16 protein-coding genes and 1 pseudogene are annotated in these 19,252 nt (G+C 67.5%); 11 read left to right on the forward strand and 6 right to left on the reverse strand.

Going from position 1 to position 19,252, the window contains the following annotated elements; genetic code table 11:
• Positions 1-3: 3 nt before the first annotated feature.
• The gene (locus tag SDENCHOL_RS02125) at positions 4-1,461 is read right to left on the reverse strand and encodes an NAD-dependent succinate-semialdehyde dehydrogenase (RefSeq protein ID WP_154715835.1); all 1,458 of its coding nucleotides are present in this window, start codon (positions 1,459-1,461) and stop codon (positions 4-6) included.
• A gap of 59 nt (positions 1,462-1,520) precedes the next feature.
• Between SDENCHOL_RS02125 and SDENCHOL_RS02130 the strand changes: the two genes are divergently transcribed.
• Together SDENCHOL_RS02130 and SDENCHOL_RS02135 are read left to right on the forward strand one after the other, a co-directional pair.
• Entirely contained in the window at positions 1,521-2,045 is a 525-nt protein-coding gene (locus SDENCHOL_RS02130; protein WP_154715836.1) for a C40 family peptidase, read from the forward strand.
• Positions 2,046-2,065: 20 nt separating this feature from the next.
• Positions 2,066-3,130, forward strand: a complete 1,065-nt coding sequence (locus SDENCHOL_RS02135; RefSeq protein WP_154715837.1) for a cobalamin-binding protein — start codon at positions 2,066-2,068, stop codon at positions 3,128-3,130.
• A gap of 10 nt (positions 3,131-3,140) precedes the next feature.
• On the opposite strand, the gene SDENCHOL_RS02140 is transcribed toward SDENCHOL_RS02135, so the two are convergent.
• From SDENCHOL_RS02140 to SDENCHOL_RS14675, 4 genes and pseudogenes are all read right to left on the reverse strand, one after another.
• Positions 3,141-4,169, reverse strand: coding sequence for an AraC family transcriptional regulator (locus SDENCHOL_RS02140; protein WP_154715838.1), 1,029 nt, complete (start codon positions 4,167-4,169; stop codon positions 3,141-3,143).
• Positions 4,170-4,384: 215 nt separating this feature from the next.
• Positions 4,385-6,304 carry a sulfate adenylyltransferase subunit CysN gene (gene cysN / locus SDENCHOL_RS02145; protein WP_154715839.1) on the reverse strand — a complete coding sequence of 640 codons (1,920 nt, stop codon included), beginning with the start codon at positions 6,302-6,304 and terminating at the stop codon, positions 4,385-4,387.
• Between the two features lie 88 nt (positions 6,305-6,392).
• Positions 6,393-7,292, reverse strand: a complete 900-nt coding sequence (gene cysD / locus SDENCHOL_RS14380; RefSeq protein WP_269458643.1) for a sulfate adenylyltransferase subunit CysD — start codon at positions 7,290-7,292, stop codon at positions 6,393-6,395.
• A 222-nt stretch (positions 7,293-7,514) separates the two neighbouring features.
• A pseudogene (locus SDENCHOL_RS14675) lies at positions 7,515-8,306 on the reverse strand (winged helix-turn-helix domain-containing protein); the annotation flags it as partial.
• Positions 8,307-8,401: 95 nt separating this feature from the next.
• Here SDENCHOL_RS14675 and SDENCHOL_RS14275 point away from each other — a divergent pair.
• Genes SDENCHOL_RS14275 through SDENCHOL_RS02175 form a run of 4 tightly spaced genes read left to right on the forward strand, consistent with a single transcriptional unit; the run spans position 8,402 to position 13,384 of the window.
• Positions 8,402-10,783: a sulfotransferase gene (locus tag SDENCHOL_RS14275; RefSeq protein ID WP_197706814.1), complete on the forward strand. Its 2,382-nt coding sequence runs from the start codon at positions 8,402-8,404 to the stop codon at positions 10,781-10,783.
• Between the two features lie 11 nt (positions 10,784-10,794).
• The gene (locus tag SDENCHOL_RS02165; RefSeq protein WP_172954971.1) at positions 10,795-11,811 is read left to right on the forward strand and encodes an SDR family NAD(P)-dependent oxidoreductase; all 1,017 of its coding nucleotides are present in this window, start codon (positions 10,795-10,797) and stop codon (positions 11,809-11,811) included.
• Positions 11,808-12,602 (forward strand): 3'(2'),5'-bisphosphate nucleotidase CysQ, encoded by a 795-nt coding sequence (gene cysQ / locus SDENCHOL_RS02170; protein WP_154715842.1) that lies wholly within the window; start codon positions 11,808-11,810, stop codon positions 12,600-12,602. Before SDENCHOL_RS02165 ends, cysQ begins: the two co-directional genes overlap by 4 nt.
• Positions 12,599-13,384 carry an SDR family NAD(P)-dependent oxidoreductase gene (locus tag SDENCHOL_RS02175; protein WP_154715843.1) on the forward strand — a complete coding sequence of 262 codons (786 nt, stop codon included), beginning with the start codon at positions 12,599-12,601 and terminating at the stop codon, positions 13,382-13,384. The genes cysQ and SDENCHOL_RS02175 overlap by 4 nt, the downstream gene beginning before the upstream one ends.
• Here SDENCHOL_RS02175 and SDENCHOL_RS02180 read toward each other — a convergent pair.
• Positions 13,368-14,087, reverse strand: coding sequence for a TetR/AcrR family transcriptional regulator (locus SDENCHOL_RS02180; protein ID WP_154715844.1), 720 nt, complete (start codon positions 14,085-14,087; stop codon positions 13,368-13,370). The genes SDENCHOL_RS02175 and SDENCHOL_RS02180 overlap by 17 nt on opposite strands.
• Before the next feature lie 94 nt (positions 14,088-14,181).
• On the opposite strand from SDENCHOL_RS02180, the gene SDENCHOL_RS02185 reads away from it, so the two are divergent.
• From SDENCHOL_RS02185 to SDENCHOL_RS02205, 5 genes are read left to right on the forward strand one after another with little or no spacing between them, the layout of a single operon-like run.
• On the forward strand, positions 14,182-15,024 hold the full coding sequence (locus SDENCHOL_RS02185) for a VOC family protein (RefSeq protein ID WP_154715845.1): 843 nt from the start codon (positions 14,182-14,184) through the stop codon (positions 15,022-15,024).
• Positions 15,017-15,667, forward strand: coding sequence for a hypothetical protein (locus tag SDENCHOL_RS02190; RefSeq protein WP_154715846.1), 651 nt, complete (start codon positions 15,017-15,019; stop codon positions 15,665-15,667). Before SDENCHOL_RS02185 ends, SDENCHOL_RS02190 begins: the two co-directional genes overlap by 8 nt.
• Positions 15,664-16,872, forward strand: a complete 1,209-nt coding sequence (locus SDENCHOL_RS02195) for a sulfotransferase family protein (protein WP_154715847.1) — start codon at positions 15,664-15,666, stop codon at positions 16,870-16,872. The genes SDENCHOL_RS02190 and SDENCHOL_RS02195 overlap by 4 nt, the downstream gene beginning before the upstream one ends.
• Positions 16,869-18,176 (forward strand): aspartate aminotransferase family protein, encoded by a 1,308-nt coding sequence (locus SDENCHOL_RS02200; RefSeq protein ID WP_172954972.1) that lies wholly within the window; start codon positions 16,869-16,871, stop codon positions 18,174-18,176. The genes SDENCHOL_RS02195 and SDENCHOL_RS02200 overlap by 4 nt, the downstream gene beginning before the upstream one ends.
• Complete coding sequence (locus tag SDENCHOL_RS02205) at positions 18,173-19,243, forward strand: NAD-dependent epimerase/dehydratase family protein (RefSeq protein ID WP_154715849.1); 1,071 nt, start codon at positions 18,173-18,175, stop codon at positions 19,241-19,243. Before SDENCHOL_RS02200 ends, SDENCHOL_RS02205 begins: the two co-directional genes overlap by 4 nt.
• The last annotated feature ends 9 nt before the right edge of the window (positions 19,244-19,252 follow it).

The following is a 19,252-nucleotide window of genomic DNA, read 5'->3' on the forward strand; positions in this document are numbered from 1 at the left end:
TCACTAAATCGCAATATTCAGATATTTCAGTTCGAGATATTCCTCGATGCCGTATTTCGAGCCTTCGCGGCCGATGCCGGATTGCTTGATGCCGCCGAACGGGCCGGCTTCGCTGGAAATCGCGCTGGTGTTGGCGCCGATCATGCCGTATTCGAGCGCTTCGGCGACGCGCCAGATGCGGGACAGGTCGCGGCTGTAGAAATAGCCGGCCAGACCGTATTCGGTGTCGTTGGCCAGGCGGATCGCTTCTTCCTCCGTTTCGAAGCGCAGCAATGGCGCCAGCGGGCCGAAGCTTTCGGCGCGGCTGCATTGCATTTGCGGCGTGACGTCGGCCAGCAGGGTCGGCGGGTAGAAGTTGCCGCCCAGGGCGTGGCGCCGGCCGCCGCAGAGCAGGCGCGCGCCGCCGGCCAGGGCGTCGGCGACGTGGCGCTCGATTTTTTCCAGCGCGGTCATGTCGATCAGCGGCCCGATGCTCACGCCGGCATCCATGCCGTTGCCCACTTCGAGCCGGGCGACGGCGGCCGTCAGGCGGGCGGCAAATTCATCGTAGATCCCGGACTGGATCAGCAAGCGGTTGGCGCTGATGCAGGTTTGCCCCGTGTTGCGGAACTTGCAGTGCATCACGCCGGACAGCGCGGCGTCGAGATCCGCGTCGTCGAAGACGATGAAGGGCGCATTGCCGCCGAGTTCCAGTGAAATCTTCTTCACCGTCGGCGCGCATTGCGCCATCAGCAGGCGGCCGACTTCGGTGGAGCCGGTGAAGGAGAGCTTGCGCACCGTCGGGCTGGCGGTTAGTTCGCCGCCGATGCGCGGCGCGTGGGCCGCGCTGCCGGTGACGACATTCAGCACGCCGGGCGGCAGGCCCGCGCGTTGCGCGAGTTCGGCCAGCGCCAGGGCGGTGAGCGGCGTCTGCTCGGCCGGCTTGACGATCACCGTGCAGCCGGCGGCCAGCGCCGGCGCGACCTTGCGGGTGATCATCGCCGCCGGGAAATTCCAGGGCGTGATGGCCGCGCAGACGCCGACCGGCTGCTTCAGCACCAGCATGCGCTTGCCGGCGATCGGGCTGTCGATCACGTCGCCGCAGACGCGGCGCGCCTCTTCGGCAAACCATTCGACGAAGCTGGCGGCGTAGGAAACCTCTCCCCGCGCTTCGAGCAGCGGCTTGCCCTGCTCGGCGGTCATCAGGCGGGCGAGGTCTTCGCCATGCGTTTCGATCAGCTCGAACCAGCGGCGCAACAGGTGGCCGCGCGCCTTGCCGGTCAGCGTGCGCCAGGCTGGCAAGGCGGCCTCGGCGGCGGCGATGGCGCGTTGCGTATCGTCTGCGTCCAGGTCGGCGACCTGCGCCAGCAGCGCGCCGCTGGCCGGGTTATGCACGGCGAAGCGGGTGCCTGCCGCGGCATGGCACCAGATGCCGTCGATGAGCGCCTGCTCGCGCAGCAGGCCGGGATCCTGTAATTGCATGGGCTTTCCTCTTTTGTTCGGTCGATCCGGGGCAGTCTACTTGAACACAATAGCCGACGATGATCCCGATCTTCCGCAAGCTGATATTGCTGCCCATGCTGCCGGCGGTGCTGGTCGGCTGCGGCGCGCTGCCGCCGGCCGGTCCTTCCGGTCCGCCGGCCTTGCACGCCGCGCGGCCGCCGGCCAGCGCGCTGGCGCTGGCGCAGAGCAACAACGTCGTGCTCTATTCGCTGGGACTGGTCGACGTCGGCTACCGCTTTGGCGGCAAGAATCCCGAGGCCGGCTTCGACTGCAGCGGCATGGTCAGCTATATCTTCGCGCAGGCGGCCGGCATGCAGGTCAGCGGCAGTGCCGCCGACATCGCCCGGCGCGGCAAGCCGGTCGACCTGCGGCAGTTGCGGCCCGGCGACCTGGTGTTCTTCAATACCCTGGGGCGGCCGTTTTCGCATGTCGGCATCTACATCGGCGATGACCGCTTCGTGCATGCGCCCTCATCCTCGGGACAGGCCCGGGTGCGCACGGAGAGCCTGAAGAACCGCTACTTCGCCCAGCGCCTCGAAGCGGCGCGCAGCCTGGTCGACTGAACGGCGGAAGGAAAGGCGGGATGCCGACCATTCAGCCCCGTGCATTGCCGCGCCAGAGCCGGATTGCCTGCGCGCTGCTCCTGGGCTTGTGGCTGGGCAGCCCTGCGGCGCAGACGGAGACGGGCAGCGATGCCGCGACCGTGGCAGCGGCCGGCAGGATCGTGGTTACCGACGATGTCGGCCACAGCGTGGCGCTGGCCGCCCCGGCGACCCGCATTGTCAGTCTGGCGCCGCACATCACGGAAAGCCTGTTTGCCGCCGGTGCCGGAGAGCGGGTGGTCGGCGTCAGCGCGGGCAGCGATCATCCCGAGGCTGCCGGCAAGCTGCCGCGCGTCGGCGGGCCGGCAGGTGGAGGCGGAGGCGATATTCGTCCCGGCGGCGCCGGTCGTCCGGAGCAGCGCTTCGATCTTGCCGCGATTGCCGCGCTCAAGCCGGATTTGCTCATCGTCTGGGAAGACGGGGCGGTTTCCAGCCACATCCCGCGCCTGAAGAGACTCGGGGTGCCGCTGTACGTCAGCAAGCCCAGGCGCATCGACGATGTGGCGGCGAACATCGAACGCTATGGCGAACTGGCCGGTACCCAGGAAATCGCGCGCGGCGCGGCGCAGGCTTTCCGTGCGCGCCATGCGGAATTGCGCAAGCGCTACGGCGCCCGTCCGGCAGTGCGGATGTTCTATCAGATCGGTCATCAGATCGGCAGCCAGCCGTTGACGACGGCCAATGGCGAGCAACTGGTCAGCGACGTCATGCGTCTGTGCGGCGCCGAAAATATTTTCGCCGGGCGTCCGCAAGCCTTGCCGGCCGTGACGCTGGAAGAAGTGCTGGTGGCCAATCCGGAGGCGGTGGTGGTCAGCGGCCGCGAGGAGGAGCGCGTGCAAAGGCTGGAGATGTGGCGCCACTGGCCCAGGCTGGACGCCAACTTGCTGAACAACCGCTTTTTCATCGCCACGGAGCTGATCGATCGTCCCGGGCCGCGCATACTCGATGGCGCACGACGCCTGTGCGAGCAGATGGAGCGGGCAAGGGCGCGGCGGGGACAGCAGGAATTACGGGAACAATCGCGGGAACAACAGGAGGCGAACTAGCCCGCCGCAGCTATTGTGGCTGTGGTGACTGTGCTGACTGCGTCGGCTGCGAACCTTCGCGGAAATCGGAAAGTTTCTTGTCCGTCCAGTTCTTGAAGGCGCGGCGGAAGTTGCTCACGCTGCTGTAGCCGAGCATGAAGCCGATCTGCTTGGGGGTCAGCGTGGTGTACTTGAGATACTGGATCGCCAGTTCGCGCCGCGTATCGTCGAGGATCTGCTGGAAGGTGACGTTTTCCCGAACCAGGCGCCGGCGCAGGGTGCGGGCGCCGATGTTGAGATGCTCGGCCATTTCCTCCAGCGTCGGAAACTTGCCGGGATTTTTCACCAGATAGTTGCGGATGCGGTTGGCCAGCAGATCGTCTTCCTCGCTCTTCGTCGCCAGCAACTGGCATTGGCGCTCGCAGAGCTTGAAGACTTCCGCATTGGCCAGGCTGACCGGGTCCTTCAGGCAGTTGATGTCGAAGACGACGATGTTGCGCGGCTGGTTGAAGTGCAGCGGACAGTTGAAGCGTTTCCGGTAGGCCGAAAGGTCGTCCGGCGCCGGATAGGTGAGGAAGATTTCCAGGATCGGAAACGGCTTGTTGGTGATGCTGCCGGTCAGTTCTATGGTGCGGCTGATGAACTCCTCGACGGCAAAGCGCAGCGCATCGCCGCCCAGCATGTAGCTGTCGCGGATTTCCGACCACCAGCGGCCATCGCTGATGTGGTTGATCGACGTGAAAATCTGCTCGTTGAGCGAGTAATACTTGGTGAAGACTTCGCGCGCCTGGCCGAGCGTGGCCGCGCTGAGCGCGGCATAGCCGAGCACGCCCAGGTCGCTGATCTTGAATTCGGCGCCCAGCGCGATGCCCAGATAGGGATCATCGGTCAGCTCGATCATGTTGAGGATGACCTGGCGGTATTGCTGCGGATTGGCGCGGAACGCGTCGCTGTGGATGCGTTCCGCGCTGAGGCTGGTGCCCGCGAGCACCTGCGCTGCCGTATAGCCCCGCGCGGCCATGCGGGACAGGTAGAAGCTCAGTTTGTTGGTCGATTTCACGCGTGCCCGGAATCCATATTCATGGATTTGGAGTGTTCAAAACGGGCCAAGTATAGCGCAAATGTGGACAGCGACCGGCCGGGTCTGCCGCCGGGATGGGCAATCGCATGAGGCCTTGTTTTCTCTTTTCTCTCTGTGGCCCCTCTCCCACAAGGGGAGAGGGGGCGCAGTTCCCGGCCCGTTCATGCGATTCCTGGCCGCCGGGATGGGCGGCTTCACTCGATCATGGCTACGTCGATGATGCCGGCTTCGGCCAGCTTGCGGATGACCTGGTCGGCGGCCTGGTCCGGCGTGCAGCGGGTCGTGTCGATGCGTAGCTCCGGATGCTCGGGCGCCTCGTAAGGCGAGTCGATGCCGGTGAAGTTCTTCAGTTCGCCGCGCCGCGCCTTCTTGTAGAGGCCCTTGGGATCGCGCTCCTCGGCAACGTTGAGCGGCGTATCGACGTGGATCTCGATGAACTCCTCGGCCTCGACCAGACTGCGCGCCATGCGCCGTTCGGCGGCGAAGGGCGAGATGAAGGCGGTGATGACGATCAGGCCGGCGTCGATCATCAGCTTGGCGACTTCGGCGATGCGGCGGATGTTCTCGACGCGGTCGGCTTCGGTGAAACCCAGATCCTTCGACAGGCCGTGGCGCACGTTGTCGCCGTCGAGCAGATAGGTGTGCTTGTCGAGCGCATGCAGCTTCTTTTCCACCAGGTTGGCGATGGTCGATTTGCCCGAGCCGGACAGGCCGGTCAGCCACAGCACGCAGGCCTTCTGCTTCTTCTGCGCCGAGCGCACCGATTTGTCGATGTCGACGTGCTGCATGTGGATGTTGCTGGCGCGGCGCAGGGCGAAGTCGAGCATGCCGGCGGCGATGGTGTTGTTGCTCATCCGGTCGATCAGGATGAAGCCGCCGGTTTCGCGGTTGTCCTTGTAGGGGTCGAAGGCGATCGGCTTGTCGAGACTGAGGTTGCAGACGCCGATTTCATTGAGCTCGAGCCGGGTGGCCGCGAGCTGCTCCAGCGTATTCACATTGACCTTGTGCTTGAGATGGCCGATCTCGGCATTCACCGTGCAGGTGCCGATCTTCAGCAGGTAGCGGCGGCCGGGCAGCATCGCCTCGTCGGTCATCCAGACGATGGTGGCCTCGAACTGGTCGGCCACGCTGGCCGGGCCGTCGATGGAGGAAATCACGTCGCCGCGCGAGATGTCGATCTCGTCGGCGAGCGTCAGGGTGATGGCCTGGCCGGCGACGGCCTGCGCCAGGTCGCCGTCGGCGGTGACGATGCGCGCCACCGTGCTTTCGCGCCCCGAGGGCTGGGTGCGGATGCGTTCGCCCACGCGGATGATGCCGCTGGCCACGGTGCCGGCAAAGCCGCGGAAATCCAGGTTGGGACGATTCACCCACTGCACCGGCAGGCGGAACGATGCGCGCTGCATGCGCTCGGCGTCGATCTCGACCGACTCCAGATAGCCCATCAGCGTCGTGCCGTGATACCAGGGCATGTTCGCGCTCTGGGTGGTGATGTTGTCGCCCTTGTAGGCCGACAGCGGGATGAAGGTGATGTGGCTCAGGCCGATCTTGCCGGCGAACTCCCGGTAATCCTCGACGATGGCGCGGAAAGTGGCTTCCGAGTAATCCACCAGATCCATCTTGTTGATGGCGACGACGATGTGGCGGATGCCCATCAGCGAAACCAGATAGCTGTGGCGGCGCGTCTGGGTGAGGATGCCGCGCCGCGAGTCGACCATCAGGATCGCCACGTCGGCGGTGGAAGCGCCGGTGACCATGTTGCGCGTGTATTGCTCGTGGCCGGGCGTGTCGGCGACGATGAACTTGCGCTGGTCGGTGGAGAAGAAGCGGTAGGCGACGTCGATGGTGATGCCCTGCTCGCGCTCGGCGGCCAGACCGTCGACGAGCAGCGCGAAATCGAGGTTCTCGCCCTGCGTGCCCATCTTCTTCGAGTCGGCCTCGAGCGCGGAGAGCTGATCCTCGAACAGCATCTTCGATTCGTAGAGCAGGCGGCCGATCAGCGTGCTCTTGCCGTCGTCGACGCTGCCGCAGGTGATGAAGCGCAGCAGTTCCTTGGTCTCGTGCGACTTCAGGTATTGCTCGATGTCTTCGGCGATGAGGTTGGAGACGTGCGCCATCAGAAGATCTCCCGAAGGGCCGCCCCGAGGGAGGCCGTAGCCCCCTCGGGGGGCAGCGAAGCGGCAGTGCCGCGAGCGTGGGGGTTCATCAAAAGTATCCTTCCTGCTTTTTCTTTTCCATGGAGCCGGCGGAATCGTGGTCGATGACCCGGCCCTGGCGTTCGGAGGTCGTGGTCAGCAGCATTTCCTGGATGATCGCCGGCAAGGTTTCGGCCTGCGATTCGACCGCGCCGGTCAGCGGGTAGCAGCCCAGGGTGCGGAAGCGCACCTTGCGCATCACCGGCACCTCGCCGGGGCGCAGCGGCATGCGCTCGTCGTCGACCATGATCAGCGTGCCGTCGCGCTCGACCACCGGCCGCTCCTTGGCGTAGTAGAGCGGCACGATGGGGATGTTCTGCAGATGGATGTACTGCCAGATGTCCAGCTCGGTCCAGTTCGACAGCGGGAAGACGCGGATGCTCTCGCCCTTGTGCTTCCTCGCGTTGTAGAGGTGCCAGAGTTCGGGGCGCTGGTTCTTCGGATCCCAGCGGTGCTGCGCCGAGCGGAAGGAGAAGACGCGCTCCTTGGCGCGCGATTTTTCCTCGTCGCGCCGCGCGCCGCCGAAGGCCGCGTCGAAGCCGTACTTGTCGAGCGCCTGTTTCAGACCCTCGGTCTTCATGATGTCGGTGTGGATCGCCGAGCCGTGGGTGAACGGATTGATGTTCATGCGCAGGCCTTCCGGATTCACGTGCACCAGCAGGTCGAGGCCCAGCTTCTGCACCATGGCGTCGCGAAACGTGTACATCTCGCGGAATTTCCAGGTGGTGTCGACGTGCAGCAGCGGGAACGGCGGCTTGGCCGGATAGAAGGCCTTCATCGCCAGATGCAGCATCACGGCGCTGTCCTTGCCGACCGAGTAGAGCATCACCGGATTTTCGGTCTCGGCGACGACCTCGCGCATGATGTGGATGCTCTCGGCTTCGAGGCGTTGCAGGTGGGTCAGGCTCATGGACGGCATATCTCCTCGGGCATTTTTCGCAGCATAGATCGGCGGCTGGGACTGTGTTTCAGCAATTAAATGTTTTATCTGGAGCGCGAGCAGGCTGCCGGTTTGACCCGGGGCCGGGGGCGGCGTCGCCGGCATGGGGCGCGCGTTCGCATTGACATTGCGCGGCGGGCGGGTTTGCGGCGCGTTCTGCTGCGTCGGCAGGCCGCCGGCCTCCGGCAGGTGGAAAGTCAGCAGGCGCTCACCACGCTCGGCGACCCAGTGGCTGAATTCCGCCGCGCGCTGCCAGTGCATGCCGTCGAGGATGGCGAAAGTCCGCCGGCCGCTCTCGCGCAGCAGGCGGTCGAAGAACTCGATCAAGAGCGGCGCCCGCAGCGCGCCCTCGTAAGCCAGCCACAGCAGCTTGCCGCGGTTAGTGACCGCTCGCATCACGCTGAGGCGGCGTCCGTCCTTGATTTTCGTTTCGTCAGTGACCAGGCGCGTTTCGTCCACCCAGTAGATCGCGACATCCTCGGCGCGCGCCCGGGCGCGGATCGCGCGCTGCGTCGTGACGTTCCAGCCGCGCAGGATCTCGCCGCCGGCAGCGATGCGCGCCGCCGGCTTGGCGGCGGCGAAGCCCCAGCGCTGCAGGTACAGCGACACCGTCCGTTCGGGCAACGAGATTCCCGTGCGAGTGGCCACTAACTCCCGGATCGCGCCGCTTTGCCACAGGGCATGGGGCAGGCCGAGCTGGTCCGGCGAGTGGCGGGTGACGAGGCGGAAGATTTCCGCTTCCTGCGCCGGCGCGAGACGCCGCCCATCGCCGGCGCTGCGGCCGCGCGGCCTGGCATCGACCGCCTCCCAGCCGCCGGCCAGATAGGCCTTCCAGGCGCCGATCACCGTCGGCTGGCTGAGTCCGGTCTGCGCCGCCACCGCTCCGGTGCCGACGCCATCGAGGCGCAGGCGCACCGCCATCCGGCGCTTTTCGTTGAGCGCGGCGAGCGGGAGGGTGCGCGCATCGGGGGATTGTTTAACCATTTAATTGCTCAATGACGCCCGCAAGATACTCGACTATTGTTCGATCGGCAACGACAGTCGGCCATCCGGGATAATCATTCGAGAGGAGCGCAGACATGAGCGATGAACTGGAAGCCGCCTTCGACGGGCTGCTGGCCGAACTCAACGGCGTCAAGGCGCGCCTCGAGACCGCCGAGCCGCCGCTCGACGAGCGCGAGCGCGTCGAGGGTTACCGCTGGGCCTTCGCGCTGCTGGAAACCGCGCTCGATGTCTACGTCCGCGCCGATGCGGGCCGGCCGCGCTTCACCGACATCGTCGGCCCCTATCGCAAGTGGGGCGGCGACAATGCCGACGCCTACTACCAGTTCGCTCCGATCGACCCGCAGCGCAGCTACCGCGTGCGCGTGCAGCCCGGCAGCGCCGCCTATTTTTCACTGACCATCTACGGCGGGCCGAACGACGGCCGTTATTCCAACCGCATCGTCGCCAGCGCCAACGACCGGACGCTGCGCGCCGGCCCGGACGGCGTGCGCGAACTCTGGCTGAGTCCCGAGCCGCCGCCCGACGCAGCACTCCACTGGCTCAAGCTCGACGCCGACGCCGTCTGCGCCATCACCCGCGACTATCTGGCCGACCCGCTGCACGGCCAGCGCGCGGTGTGGCGCATCGAAGCCGTCGATCCGCCGCGCGGCAAGACCGACGATGCCGCCACGCTGGCGCGCGGTTTGCGCGCCGCGCGCGTCTGGCTCGCCGAGCAGGCGCGCATGTGCCCGCTGCGCGTCAGTCCCGCCAACAGCGTGCAGGAACCCTATCCGGTGCCGAAGCAGACCTTCGGCTGGTCGGCCGGCGACGCCTCCTATGCCATGGGCAGCTTCGAGCTGGCAGAAGGCCAGGCGCTGCTCATCGAAGGCCGCTCGCCGGCCTGCGCCTTCTGGAACTTGTGCCTGTGGAATCCCTTCCTGCACACCTACGATTACGATTACGACCGCGTCACCATCAACGGCGCGCAAGTGCAGTACGAGGCCGACGGCTCGTGGCAGATCTGGATCGCCGCGGAGGATCCGGGAAAGCCGAACTGGCTGGCGACGCAGGGCCACCCGCGCGGCCTGCTGTGGTTCCGCTGGTTCCTGCCCGAGGCGGCGGTCGAGCGGCCGCGCGCCACGCTGTATGGCGCCGACGGCCAGCCGGTCGCCGCTGCAAACATTACTGGCGAGCGGCCGGCGCCGGTGCGCCTCGACGATCTCGCCGCGCCGCGCTTTCCCGAGGCGATGCAGCCCTTTGTCGACATGCTCGACACACGCGCCGCCGAACTGCGCATCGAGCCGGCAGCGCTCTGCGCCGAGGCGCAGGCGCGCAGCGGACTGGCGAACTGGGGCGATGAAGGTTTCCGCCGCCGCCTCGACGTGCTCTGCCGCGCGCTGCGCGACGAGGCGAACATGTCGGACTTCGGCAAGGTCATGGCTTTTGAATCCATCGCCAAGGCGCTGACCAATCGTCTGCGCATCGAAGACCTGATCGCGCGTCATCCGGAAATCGAGCAGGAACCGCTCGAACGACCGATCATCATCTGCGGCATGCCGCGCACCGGCACGACTCACCTGCACAACCTGATGTCGGCCGACCCGAACCTGCGCCACCTGCCCTACTGGGAGAGCCTGGAGCCGGTGCTGGCGGAAGCCGATCAACCGCCGGCCGGAACACCCGATCCGCGCCTCGGCGCCTGCGCCCAGGCCTGCATGTTCATGGACGGCCTGCTGCCGCATTTCAAGCGCATGCACGAAATGACCGTCGAACATGCCCACGAGGAAATCCAGCTATTGGCCAACGACATCTCCGGCATGCTGTTCGAGACCATGGCGCACGTGCCCGGCTGGCGCGACGACTACAAGGCGCACGATCAGACGTCCTCTTACCGCTACCTGCGCCGCACGCTGCAGGCGCTGTCCTGGCTGGATCGCCAGGCCGGGGATGCAGATCGCGCGCCGCGCCGCTGGGTGCTCAAGAGCCCGCAGCATCTCGAACAGTTCGGCCCGCTGCTGAGCGTGTTTCCCGATGCCACGCTGGTCATCACCCACCGCGATCCGGTGGCGGTGGTCGCCTCGATGGCGACCATGGTGGCCTACACGCGCCGGCTCAACACCGCCTGTCCGGACGTGCCGGCGATCGGCCGCTACTGGGCGGAGCGGGCGGCCGATCTGCTCGACGGCTGCCTCGCCGCCTGCGACCGCCTGCCGGCGGAGCGCACCGTGCATGTGCGCCTCGACGACTTCATGGCCGACGAAATCGGCACGCTCAAGCGCATCTACGCCGCCGCCGGCCAGCCGCTGGAAGCGCTGTCGCTGGCGCGTATGGCCGAATACACGGCGGCCAATCCGCGCGGCCGGCATGGCGCCGTCATCTACGACCTGAAGGCGCTGGGCCTCGATGCCGACGAGTGGCGCCAGCGTACGTGCGCCTATGCCGAACGCTTCGGCCTGCGCGACGAAGGGCTGGCCTGAGCATGGGCGCCATGGGTACGTTGCGTCGATTGTTCGTTCATCCCGCGCTGGCCGCGCCCGTCGACCTGCGCGGCCGGCAGATCGTCGTCACCGGCGCCGGGCCCGATTCCATCGGTGAGGCCACGGCGCGCACGCTCGTCGCCTGGGGCGCGACGGTCGTCGTCACGACGCGCAGCGCCGAGACGGCCGCGAGCGCCGCCGACGCCATCACGCGGGGATTGCCGGCAAACTGCCCCGGCCGCGTCGTCGGCCATGCGCTCGATCTTTGCGACGCGGCGTCGGTGGCCCGCTTCGCCGACGACTATCGCCACACGCAGGGCGAGCGCCTCGATGCGCTGATCAACAATGCCGGCATCCATCTCGATCTGCGTTCGCAATGGCGCGCGCCGCGGCTCACGGCCGACGGCCACGAGATCCACTGGCGCACCAACTACCTCGGCACCCTGCATCTGACGCATCGCCTGCTGCCGCTGCTGCGCGCCACGGCGGGCCGGCAGGGCGAGGCGCGCATCGTCAATGTCGTCTCGATGCTGCACGCGCGCGGCCGCAATGCCGCGCTGTTCGGCGGCCCGTCGGCATTGCAGCCGTACAACTCGTGGGTGGCCTACGGCACGTCCAAGCTCGCGCTGGTGCATGCGACGCGCGAGCTGCAGCGCCGCCATGCGGCTGAAGGCGTGCAGGCGTATTGCCTGCATCCCGGCGCGGTGCTGACGCGCATCGCCGACAAGGGGCTGGCCGGCCAAACGCTGCTTGCCGCCGTGCGCCGCGCTTTCGCGCCCGTCGAAGCCTTCTTCCTGCTGACGCCGGAGGAGGGCGCGCAGACCCAGATCCATTGCGCCACCCGGCCGCTGACCGAACTCGCCGGCGGCCGCTACTACCGCGACTGCCGGCCGGCGCAGGCCAGCGCCGATGCCGGTGACGACGCCGTCGCCGCGCGCCTGTGGGATGAGACGCAGGCCTGGCTCGAGCGCATCGAAAACGAAGCCAACACCAACACTTTCCCCTTGAATGGATGTCCTGCCCAATGACTGACGCGAACCCGAACCAGCAACTGCTCGAACCGCTTTGCGCCATCGCCCGCCGTGCCGGCGCGGCGATCATGGCGATCTACGCCACCGACTTCGCGGTGCGCGACAAGAACGACGCCTCGCCGGTCACCGAGGCCGACGAGAAGGCCGAGGCGGTGATCCTCGCCGAGCTGGCGCGCCTGACGCCGGAGATTCCGGTGATCTCGGAAGAGGCCGCCGCGGCCGGGCGCCTGCCGCAGGTCGGGCAGCGCTTCTGGCTGGTCGATCCGCTCGACGGCACCAAGGAATTCATCAGCCGCAACGGCGAGTTCACGGTGAATATCGCGCTGATCGAGAACGGCGCGCCGGCGCTCGGCGTGGTGCTGGCGCCGGCGCTGGGGAAGCAGGGAAGATTGTTCGCCGGGCAGGTCGGCGGCGCGGCCTTCGTCGAAGACGACGACGGGCGGCGCAGCATCCGCTGCCGCGCCGCGCCGGTCGAAGGCATGACGGTGGTGGCCAGCCGCTCGCACAATGATGCCGCCGCGCTCGATGCCTTCTTCGCCGAGCGCAGGATCGAGGTGGCCTCGCTGGCCTCGGCCGGATCGTCGCTGAAGCTGTGTCTGGTCGCGGCCGGCGAAGCCGATCTGTATCCGCGCCTCGGTCGCACCATGGAGTGGGATATCGCCGCCGGCCACGCCGTGCTCGCCGCCGCCGGCGGCCGCGTGACGACGCTGGCCGGGGACGAACTGCGCTACGCCAAACCCGGCCTCGACAATCCGCATTTCGTGGCGAGCGGGCTGGCGGCCCGATGAACGCCCATGACGGCAAGGTGGCGCTGGTCACCGGTGCCGCCTCGGGCATCGGCTACGCGCTTTGCCGCGAGCTGCATGCGCGTGGCGCGACGGTGCATGCCGCCGACCTGAACGAGGCCGGGCTGGCGCGCCTGCGGCAGGAATGCGGCGACCGGCTCGTGACGACGCGGCTCGACGTCGCCGACGAAGACGCGGTGCGGGACTGGATCGAGCGCGCGGCGGCGGAACGGGGGCGCGTCGACTATCTGTTCAACAACGCCGGCATCGTCGTCGGCGGCGACTTCGAGGCCATGGATCGCGCCGCCTGGCGGAAGATCATCGACATCAACCTGTGGGGCGTCATCCACGGCAGCCAGCACGGCTACGCGCTGATGCGGCGGCAGGGTTGCGGCCACATCGTCAACACGGCGTCGACGGCCGGCGTCATGCCGGTCGCGCGCTCCACCGCCTATGCGACGACCAAGCACGCCGTCGTCGGCCTGTCGACTTCGCTGCGCGAGGAGGGCCGCGCCCATGGCATCCGCGTCAGCGTGGTGATTCCCGGCCTCGTCGACACCAACATCTTCAGCACGGCCACCAACATCGGCGGCCACGACTACGACGCGGCGATCCGCAAGGTGCCGATCGGCAAGATCTCGCCGCAGCGGGCCGCGCGCGCCATCCTCGCTGGCGTCGCCGCCAACCGCCAGTACATCGTCTTCCCGGCCTACAACCGCCTGATCGTCGGCCTGAGCCGGGCGTTTCCCGGCGTCATGGGCTGGCTGATCAACCGCGCGACTTGACGCGGCCCGGCTCCGCCGGCTGCGCGCGCAAGGCACGAAGAAAGTGGCGTTCGAGATAGCCGCGCAACTGCGCTTCGGTCTTGTATTCGGTGGGCGGCAGAAGCAGCAGCGACAGCAGCAGGCGCGCGCCGTAGCCGACGATCTCGTCGAGATCGAGGTCGTCGCGGATTTCGCCGACGCGCCGCGCGACGCGGAAGGACTCGCGGAAAAAGTCGGTCGTCAGTTGCATCGACTCGGGATCGCCGAGGTAGTTGCGGCTGACCCACAGCGCCGCCTGCTCGGAGAACAGGGCTTGATGCAGCGGCGTCTTCGGCGCGTTCTTCAGCGTGAACACCAGGTAGTCGAGCAGGAATTCGCAGAAGGATTCCGCTTCGCCGACCGTGCGCCGGAACTGTTCGAGAAAGTCGCGCGCTTCCTCGCGGAACACGGCGAGCATCACCGCCTCGCGGTTGGGGAAGTAACGGTACAGCGTGGCGCGCGCGACGCGGGCACGGGTGGCGATGTCGGCCATCGTCGTCTGTTCGATCGCCTGCTCGGCATAGCAGGTGCGCGCGGCGAGGATCAGCTTGAGGCGCGCCTCGTCGGGCCTGGCGTTCTGGCCCGCGCCCCAGCGCTGGGTGGCGGTCTTGCGGCGGATGGTCTTGGCGGTAGCCGTGGTACGGGTGGTACTGGTGGTCTTGGCGGTCTGGTTCTTCGTGCTCATCGGCGCATCATATCCGATTCGGTGATCAAAAATATCACACAAAAAACAAAGTGCGTCTTATTATTCGGACAAATAATTCTAATCTGTCTCGTTCATGGAGGACGTCTTGGTGCAGGAATCTTCCGCTTCTTCGCATTTCGGCCCGGTTCGGCAGCTCGGCTACGTCGTTGCCGACCTCGACGCGGAACTCGAATGCTGGCGCCGCCAGCGCGGCGTCGGAACGTGGACCGTGATCCGCAATGTACGCCTCAACAGCCATTATCGCGGTGAACCGAGCAAGCCGCTGATCGACCTCGCCCTGGCCTACCACGGCGAGGTGCAGATCGAACTGATCCAGCAGCGCAACGCGGCGCCGTCGCCCTATCGCGCCTGCATCGAGGCGGGGCGTTACGGTCTGCATCATCTGGCCTTCCTCTGCGCTAACATCGCCGCCGCCGTGCGCCGCGCCGAGGCGCGCGGCTGGCAGGTGGCTTGCGATATCCGCATGACGGGCAGCGGCCGCTACGTGTATCTGCAATCGCCGCGCCTCGGCGCGGATGTCTATATCGAACTTCTCGAAGCGTCTCCGGTGATGCGCCGGATGATCGCCCGGGGCATGGCGGAGACGGCGCAGTGGCAGGGCGCTGGCGCGCCGCTCGAATTCGATCTGTCTTCGCTGTTCTCCACGCTGCGCCAGGCCGCCTGGCTGTGCGGCGCGTCGCTGCGCCGCCCGGCAAGCGATGCGGCAACGGCGCGGCAGTTGCCGCCGCTGCCGCGCGTCGACTATCCGGTCACCGATCTCGCCGCCGCCATCGAGTCATGGCAAGCGCAGTTCGGCATCGGCCCCTGGCAGCGCCCGACGGCCGGCCTGGCCGAGGCGCGCTGCGGCGAGGTGAGCCTGGCGCTCTGCGCTACCGATTCCACATCCCCAACTTCGCGAGGTCATTCCCATGCGTAACATCCTGGCGATGCTCAAGGCATTCGGCATCGAAGTGCAGTGGCTGCGCGCTCGCGTGCGCATTCCGCTGGCGACGCTGGAACAGTGGCTGGCCGGCCGCTTCCCGCGCGCCGCCTTCGCGCTGACGGCGCAAACGCCCGGCATCCACATCCGTGGCAGGATTCCGGCAGTCGGCGCGCGCATACTTTGCGCGGCGCGCCTCGACATCGGCGGCCTGACGGTCGGCGCCGATGCGCGCACGCTGGAAATCCGCATTGGCGCGCCGGAACTCGACGTCGGCGAAGGCTCGGTCGGGCCGCTCGCCGAGGCGATCCGCAAGGGCAGGATCGACCTGGCGCGGCCGGCCGATCTGGTCGGTAACCAGTTGGGCTTGCCGCCGCTGGTGACGCGGGCCAGCGGCGACACGGTGACGCTCGACTTCGCCCGGTTGCCGGCGCTGCGCGAGGGTCGCGCGCGGCGGCGCTTCATGCTCGGCAGCGCGCTGCTCGGCATCTCGCGCATCGAGGCGGCCGATGGCATCCTCGTCGTACAGTTGCGCCTGTTTCCCGCCGGCCTCGGCGGCTTCCTCAAGGCGGTCGTGCGCCATGCGCTGATTCCGGCGCTCGACCGCATGAGCGCCGCCCCGGCGGAGGCGCGCGCGTGAGCCGGGAGATCGCCGCATCACTGCGGCAGGGCGGGCGCTGGGCTTCGCGCGAGCAGGAATTCCACGAAATCGCCATCCGCATGTGCGATGGCTACGACGATTTCGGCGAAACCTCCTACCTCGAAGGTCTGCGCCGGCTGCTGTATTCCTACGACGAGGAAGCGCGCTTCCACACGCTCGGCGCACTGACCATGCGCTACCAGTTGGTCGGCCTGCTCGCCGAGCGCCTGCGCACCAACCGCTGGTTCGCCGCCATGCCGGAATCGGCCGAGATCCGCATCGAACGGCCGCTGGTCATCACCGGCATGGTGCGCACCGGCAGCTCGGCCCTGCTCGACCTGATGGGCGCCAACCCGGATACTCAGTGCCTGCCTTACTGGCTGGGTCTGCATCCGCAGCCGCGGCCGCCGCGCGCGCAGTGGGAGGCGGCCTACGATTTCCAGCACGCGCGCGTCGAACTCGATCTGATGTACCGCGCCGGGCGGAACGTGCTCGAAGCCATCCATTTCCTCAGTCCCGACGGGCCGGACGAGCCGGGCCGCATCATCGGCCAGGGCTTTTCCGACGACCGCTTCGAGGTCGTCAATACCGTGCCGACCTGGTCCGAGTGGTACGCCAATACCATCCACCGCGAGACTTTCCAGCGCTATCGGCGGGTCACGCAACTGATCGGCGCCTACGAGCCGGACAAGCGCTGGCTGATGAAATACCCGGTATTCATCCGCAACCTCGAAGCCTTCCTCGATGCCTTCCCGGATGCCTGCATCCTCTGGACGCATCGCGACCCGGCGCAGGTGCTGCCTTCCTACGTCAGCCTGGTGGCGCATTTTCGCGGCCTGATGGAAAAGGATATCGACCATGCGCGCATCGCCCGCGAGCAGCTCGAAATCTGGGCATCGGCGATGGAATGCGGCATGCGCCTGCGCGAAGGGCGCGAGCACCAGTTCCACGACGTCTACTTCAACGACTTTTATGCCGATCCGCTCGGCGAAATCGCCCGCGCCTACGCGCGCTTCGACCAGTCCTTTCCCGAGGCCGCGCGCGCCGCGATCCAGAAATGGCGCGACGACAATCCGCCCGGCAAGCACGGCGAACATACGTATTCGAAAACCTTCGTCGGCGTCGACCGCGCGGCGATACACGCGCGCTTCGCCGCCTACCTCGCGCGCTTTCCGCGCGTGCTCGAAAAGAGGAACAAGACATGACCCTCCTGCGCAACGAAAAAGAGCGCGGCCTGATCGCCGATGCCGAGCGCCTGCTGCCGACCGGTACGCGCTGCCTGACCTTCGAGGACGAGCTCAACTTCGTCGTCGGCCGCGCCCAGGGCAGCCGCATCTGGGACGTCAGCGGCAACGAATACATCGACTACCTGCTCGGCTCCGGGCCGCACATCCTCGGCCATGCGCATCCGGCGATCACCGGCGCGCTGGCGCACATCGCCGAGAAAGGCACGAGCTACCTCATCATCTGCGAAGAAGCCATCGAGGTGGCGAAGAAAATCGTCGAGCACGTGCCCTGCGCCGAACGCGTGACCTTCCACAGCAGCGGCTCCGAGGCGACCTTCTTCGCCCTGCGTCTGGCCCGCGCTTACCGCCGGCGCGACAAGATCCTCAAGTTCGAGGGCGGCTACCACGGCATGCACGACTACGCGCTGATGAGCAACCAGTGGACCGGCGGCCAGCCGCCGTATCCGACGGCGATCCCGAACAGCCACGGCATTCCCGCCGCGCTGCGCGACGAGGTGCTGATCGCCCCGTTCAACGACCTGGAGGCCACCATCGCGCTGATCGAGCAGCATCACGACGCGCTCGGCGGCATCATCGTCGAGCCGCTGCAAAGGAGCTTCGTGCCGCGTCCCGGCTTCCTCGAAGGCTTGCGCGAGATCACCCGGCATTACGACATTCCGCTGATCTTCGACGAGGTCGTCACCGGCTTCCGTCTCGGCCTCGGCGGTGCGCAGGCGCGCTATGGCGTCACACCCGACCTCTGCGCGCTGGGCAAGTGCATCAGCGGCGGCCTGCCGCTCGGTGTGCTGTGCGGCCGCGAAGACATCATGAGTCTCGCCGATCCGCGCCGGCGCATCCAGATGCTGCCCTTCGTCATGCTCACCGGCACCTTCTCGTCGAATCCCGTCGTCATGAGCGTGGCGCGCGCCATCATCGGCGTGCTGGAACAGCCGGAGACCTACGCCCGCATCGAACGGAACGGCAAGCGCCTGATGCAGGGACTGCAGCAGGCGATGAGTGATGCCGGCGTGCCGGCGCGCGTCTCGGGCGAGCCGAGCACCTTCCAGATCTGGTTCACCGACGCCGAGCCGGTGAATCACCGCTCGATGCACGGCGCCGACGCCTGGCTGAACTTCCGCCTCGGCGACCTGCTGCTGCGCGACGGCGTGCTCAAGGCGGCGGAGAAGTTCTTCGTCTCGGCGGCGCACGACGATGCCGACATCGAGCGCACGCTGGCGGCCTTCCGCCGCGCCGCGCAACGCATCGCGGAGGAGCGGCGATGAAGACGGTGCTCGTCACCGGCGCTTGCGGTGCCATCGGACGGCGCGTCGTCGCCGGCCTCGTCGAGCGCGGCTGCGCGGTGAGCACGCTCGACTTCGACACGTCGGCGAACCGTGCCGCCGCCCGCGATCGCGATGCGCGGGTGCGCAGCCACTTTGGGGATCTCGACGATGCCGCGCCGCTGCGCGCCGCCGTCGCCGGCGTCGCGCATGTGATCCATCTCGCCGAGCTGCGGCCGCCGGATACCGATGCCGACCAGTTCGCCGGCTACCGCGCCAACGTCTGCGCTACGCGCGCCCTGCTGGCGGCGTGCGCGGACCGGGTGACGCCGCCACGCTTCGTCTTCGCCTCAAGCGTCGCCGTGTTCGGCGGTCAACAAACGGATGCCGCGCGGCGCGCCGATGCGCCGGCGATCCTGGCCGCGGCCGACAGCTACGGGCGGCAGAAAGCGGCGGCCGAGGCGCTGGTGCGCGCCAGCGGGCTCGATCATCTCATCCTGCGCCTGGCCCTGACGCCCGATCTGGCACCCGACGCCGGCAGGCCGCATCCCTGGCTGTTCGGATTCCATCCCGACATGCGCGTCGAGTTCCTGCACCCGGCCGACGCGGCGCTGGCGCTGGTCAATGCGCTCGATGCGTTCGGCGTGCTTGATTCACTCGATGGCCAAGCCGTGCGCGGCCGCACGCTGCTGCTCGGCGGCGGCGCGCGCAACCGCTACCGTTATCTCGACTGGCTGAACATGGCGCTCGAAGCGCGCGGCTTGCGTCCGCTGCCGCGCACGGCCTTTGGCCGCGCCGACTACCTGACGGACTGGGTGGATACGGACGAGAGCGAGGCGCTGCTGCGTTACCAGCGCCACGACTATCCGGACTGGTTGCGCGAGCAAGTGGGCGCTGTCCGGCCGCGGTGGCTGGATGCCGGCTCGGCGCCGCTGGCGCGACGTTATCTGCTCGCGCATTCCGCGCATCACGCCGCCGCAAGCGGGCAGCGCCCGCGGCTGCTCGAATTGCGCCGCGCCTGGACGCTGGCGCGGCGCGGTCTGGCGGCCGCGCGCCTCTATCTTTCCTGATTTTCCTGA

Source organism: Sterolibacterium denitrificans, from assembly GCF_900174485.1.
GTDB lineage: Bacteria > Pseudomonadota > Gammaproteobacteria > Burkholderiales > Rhodocyclaceae > Sterolibacterium > Sterolibacterium denitrificans.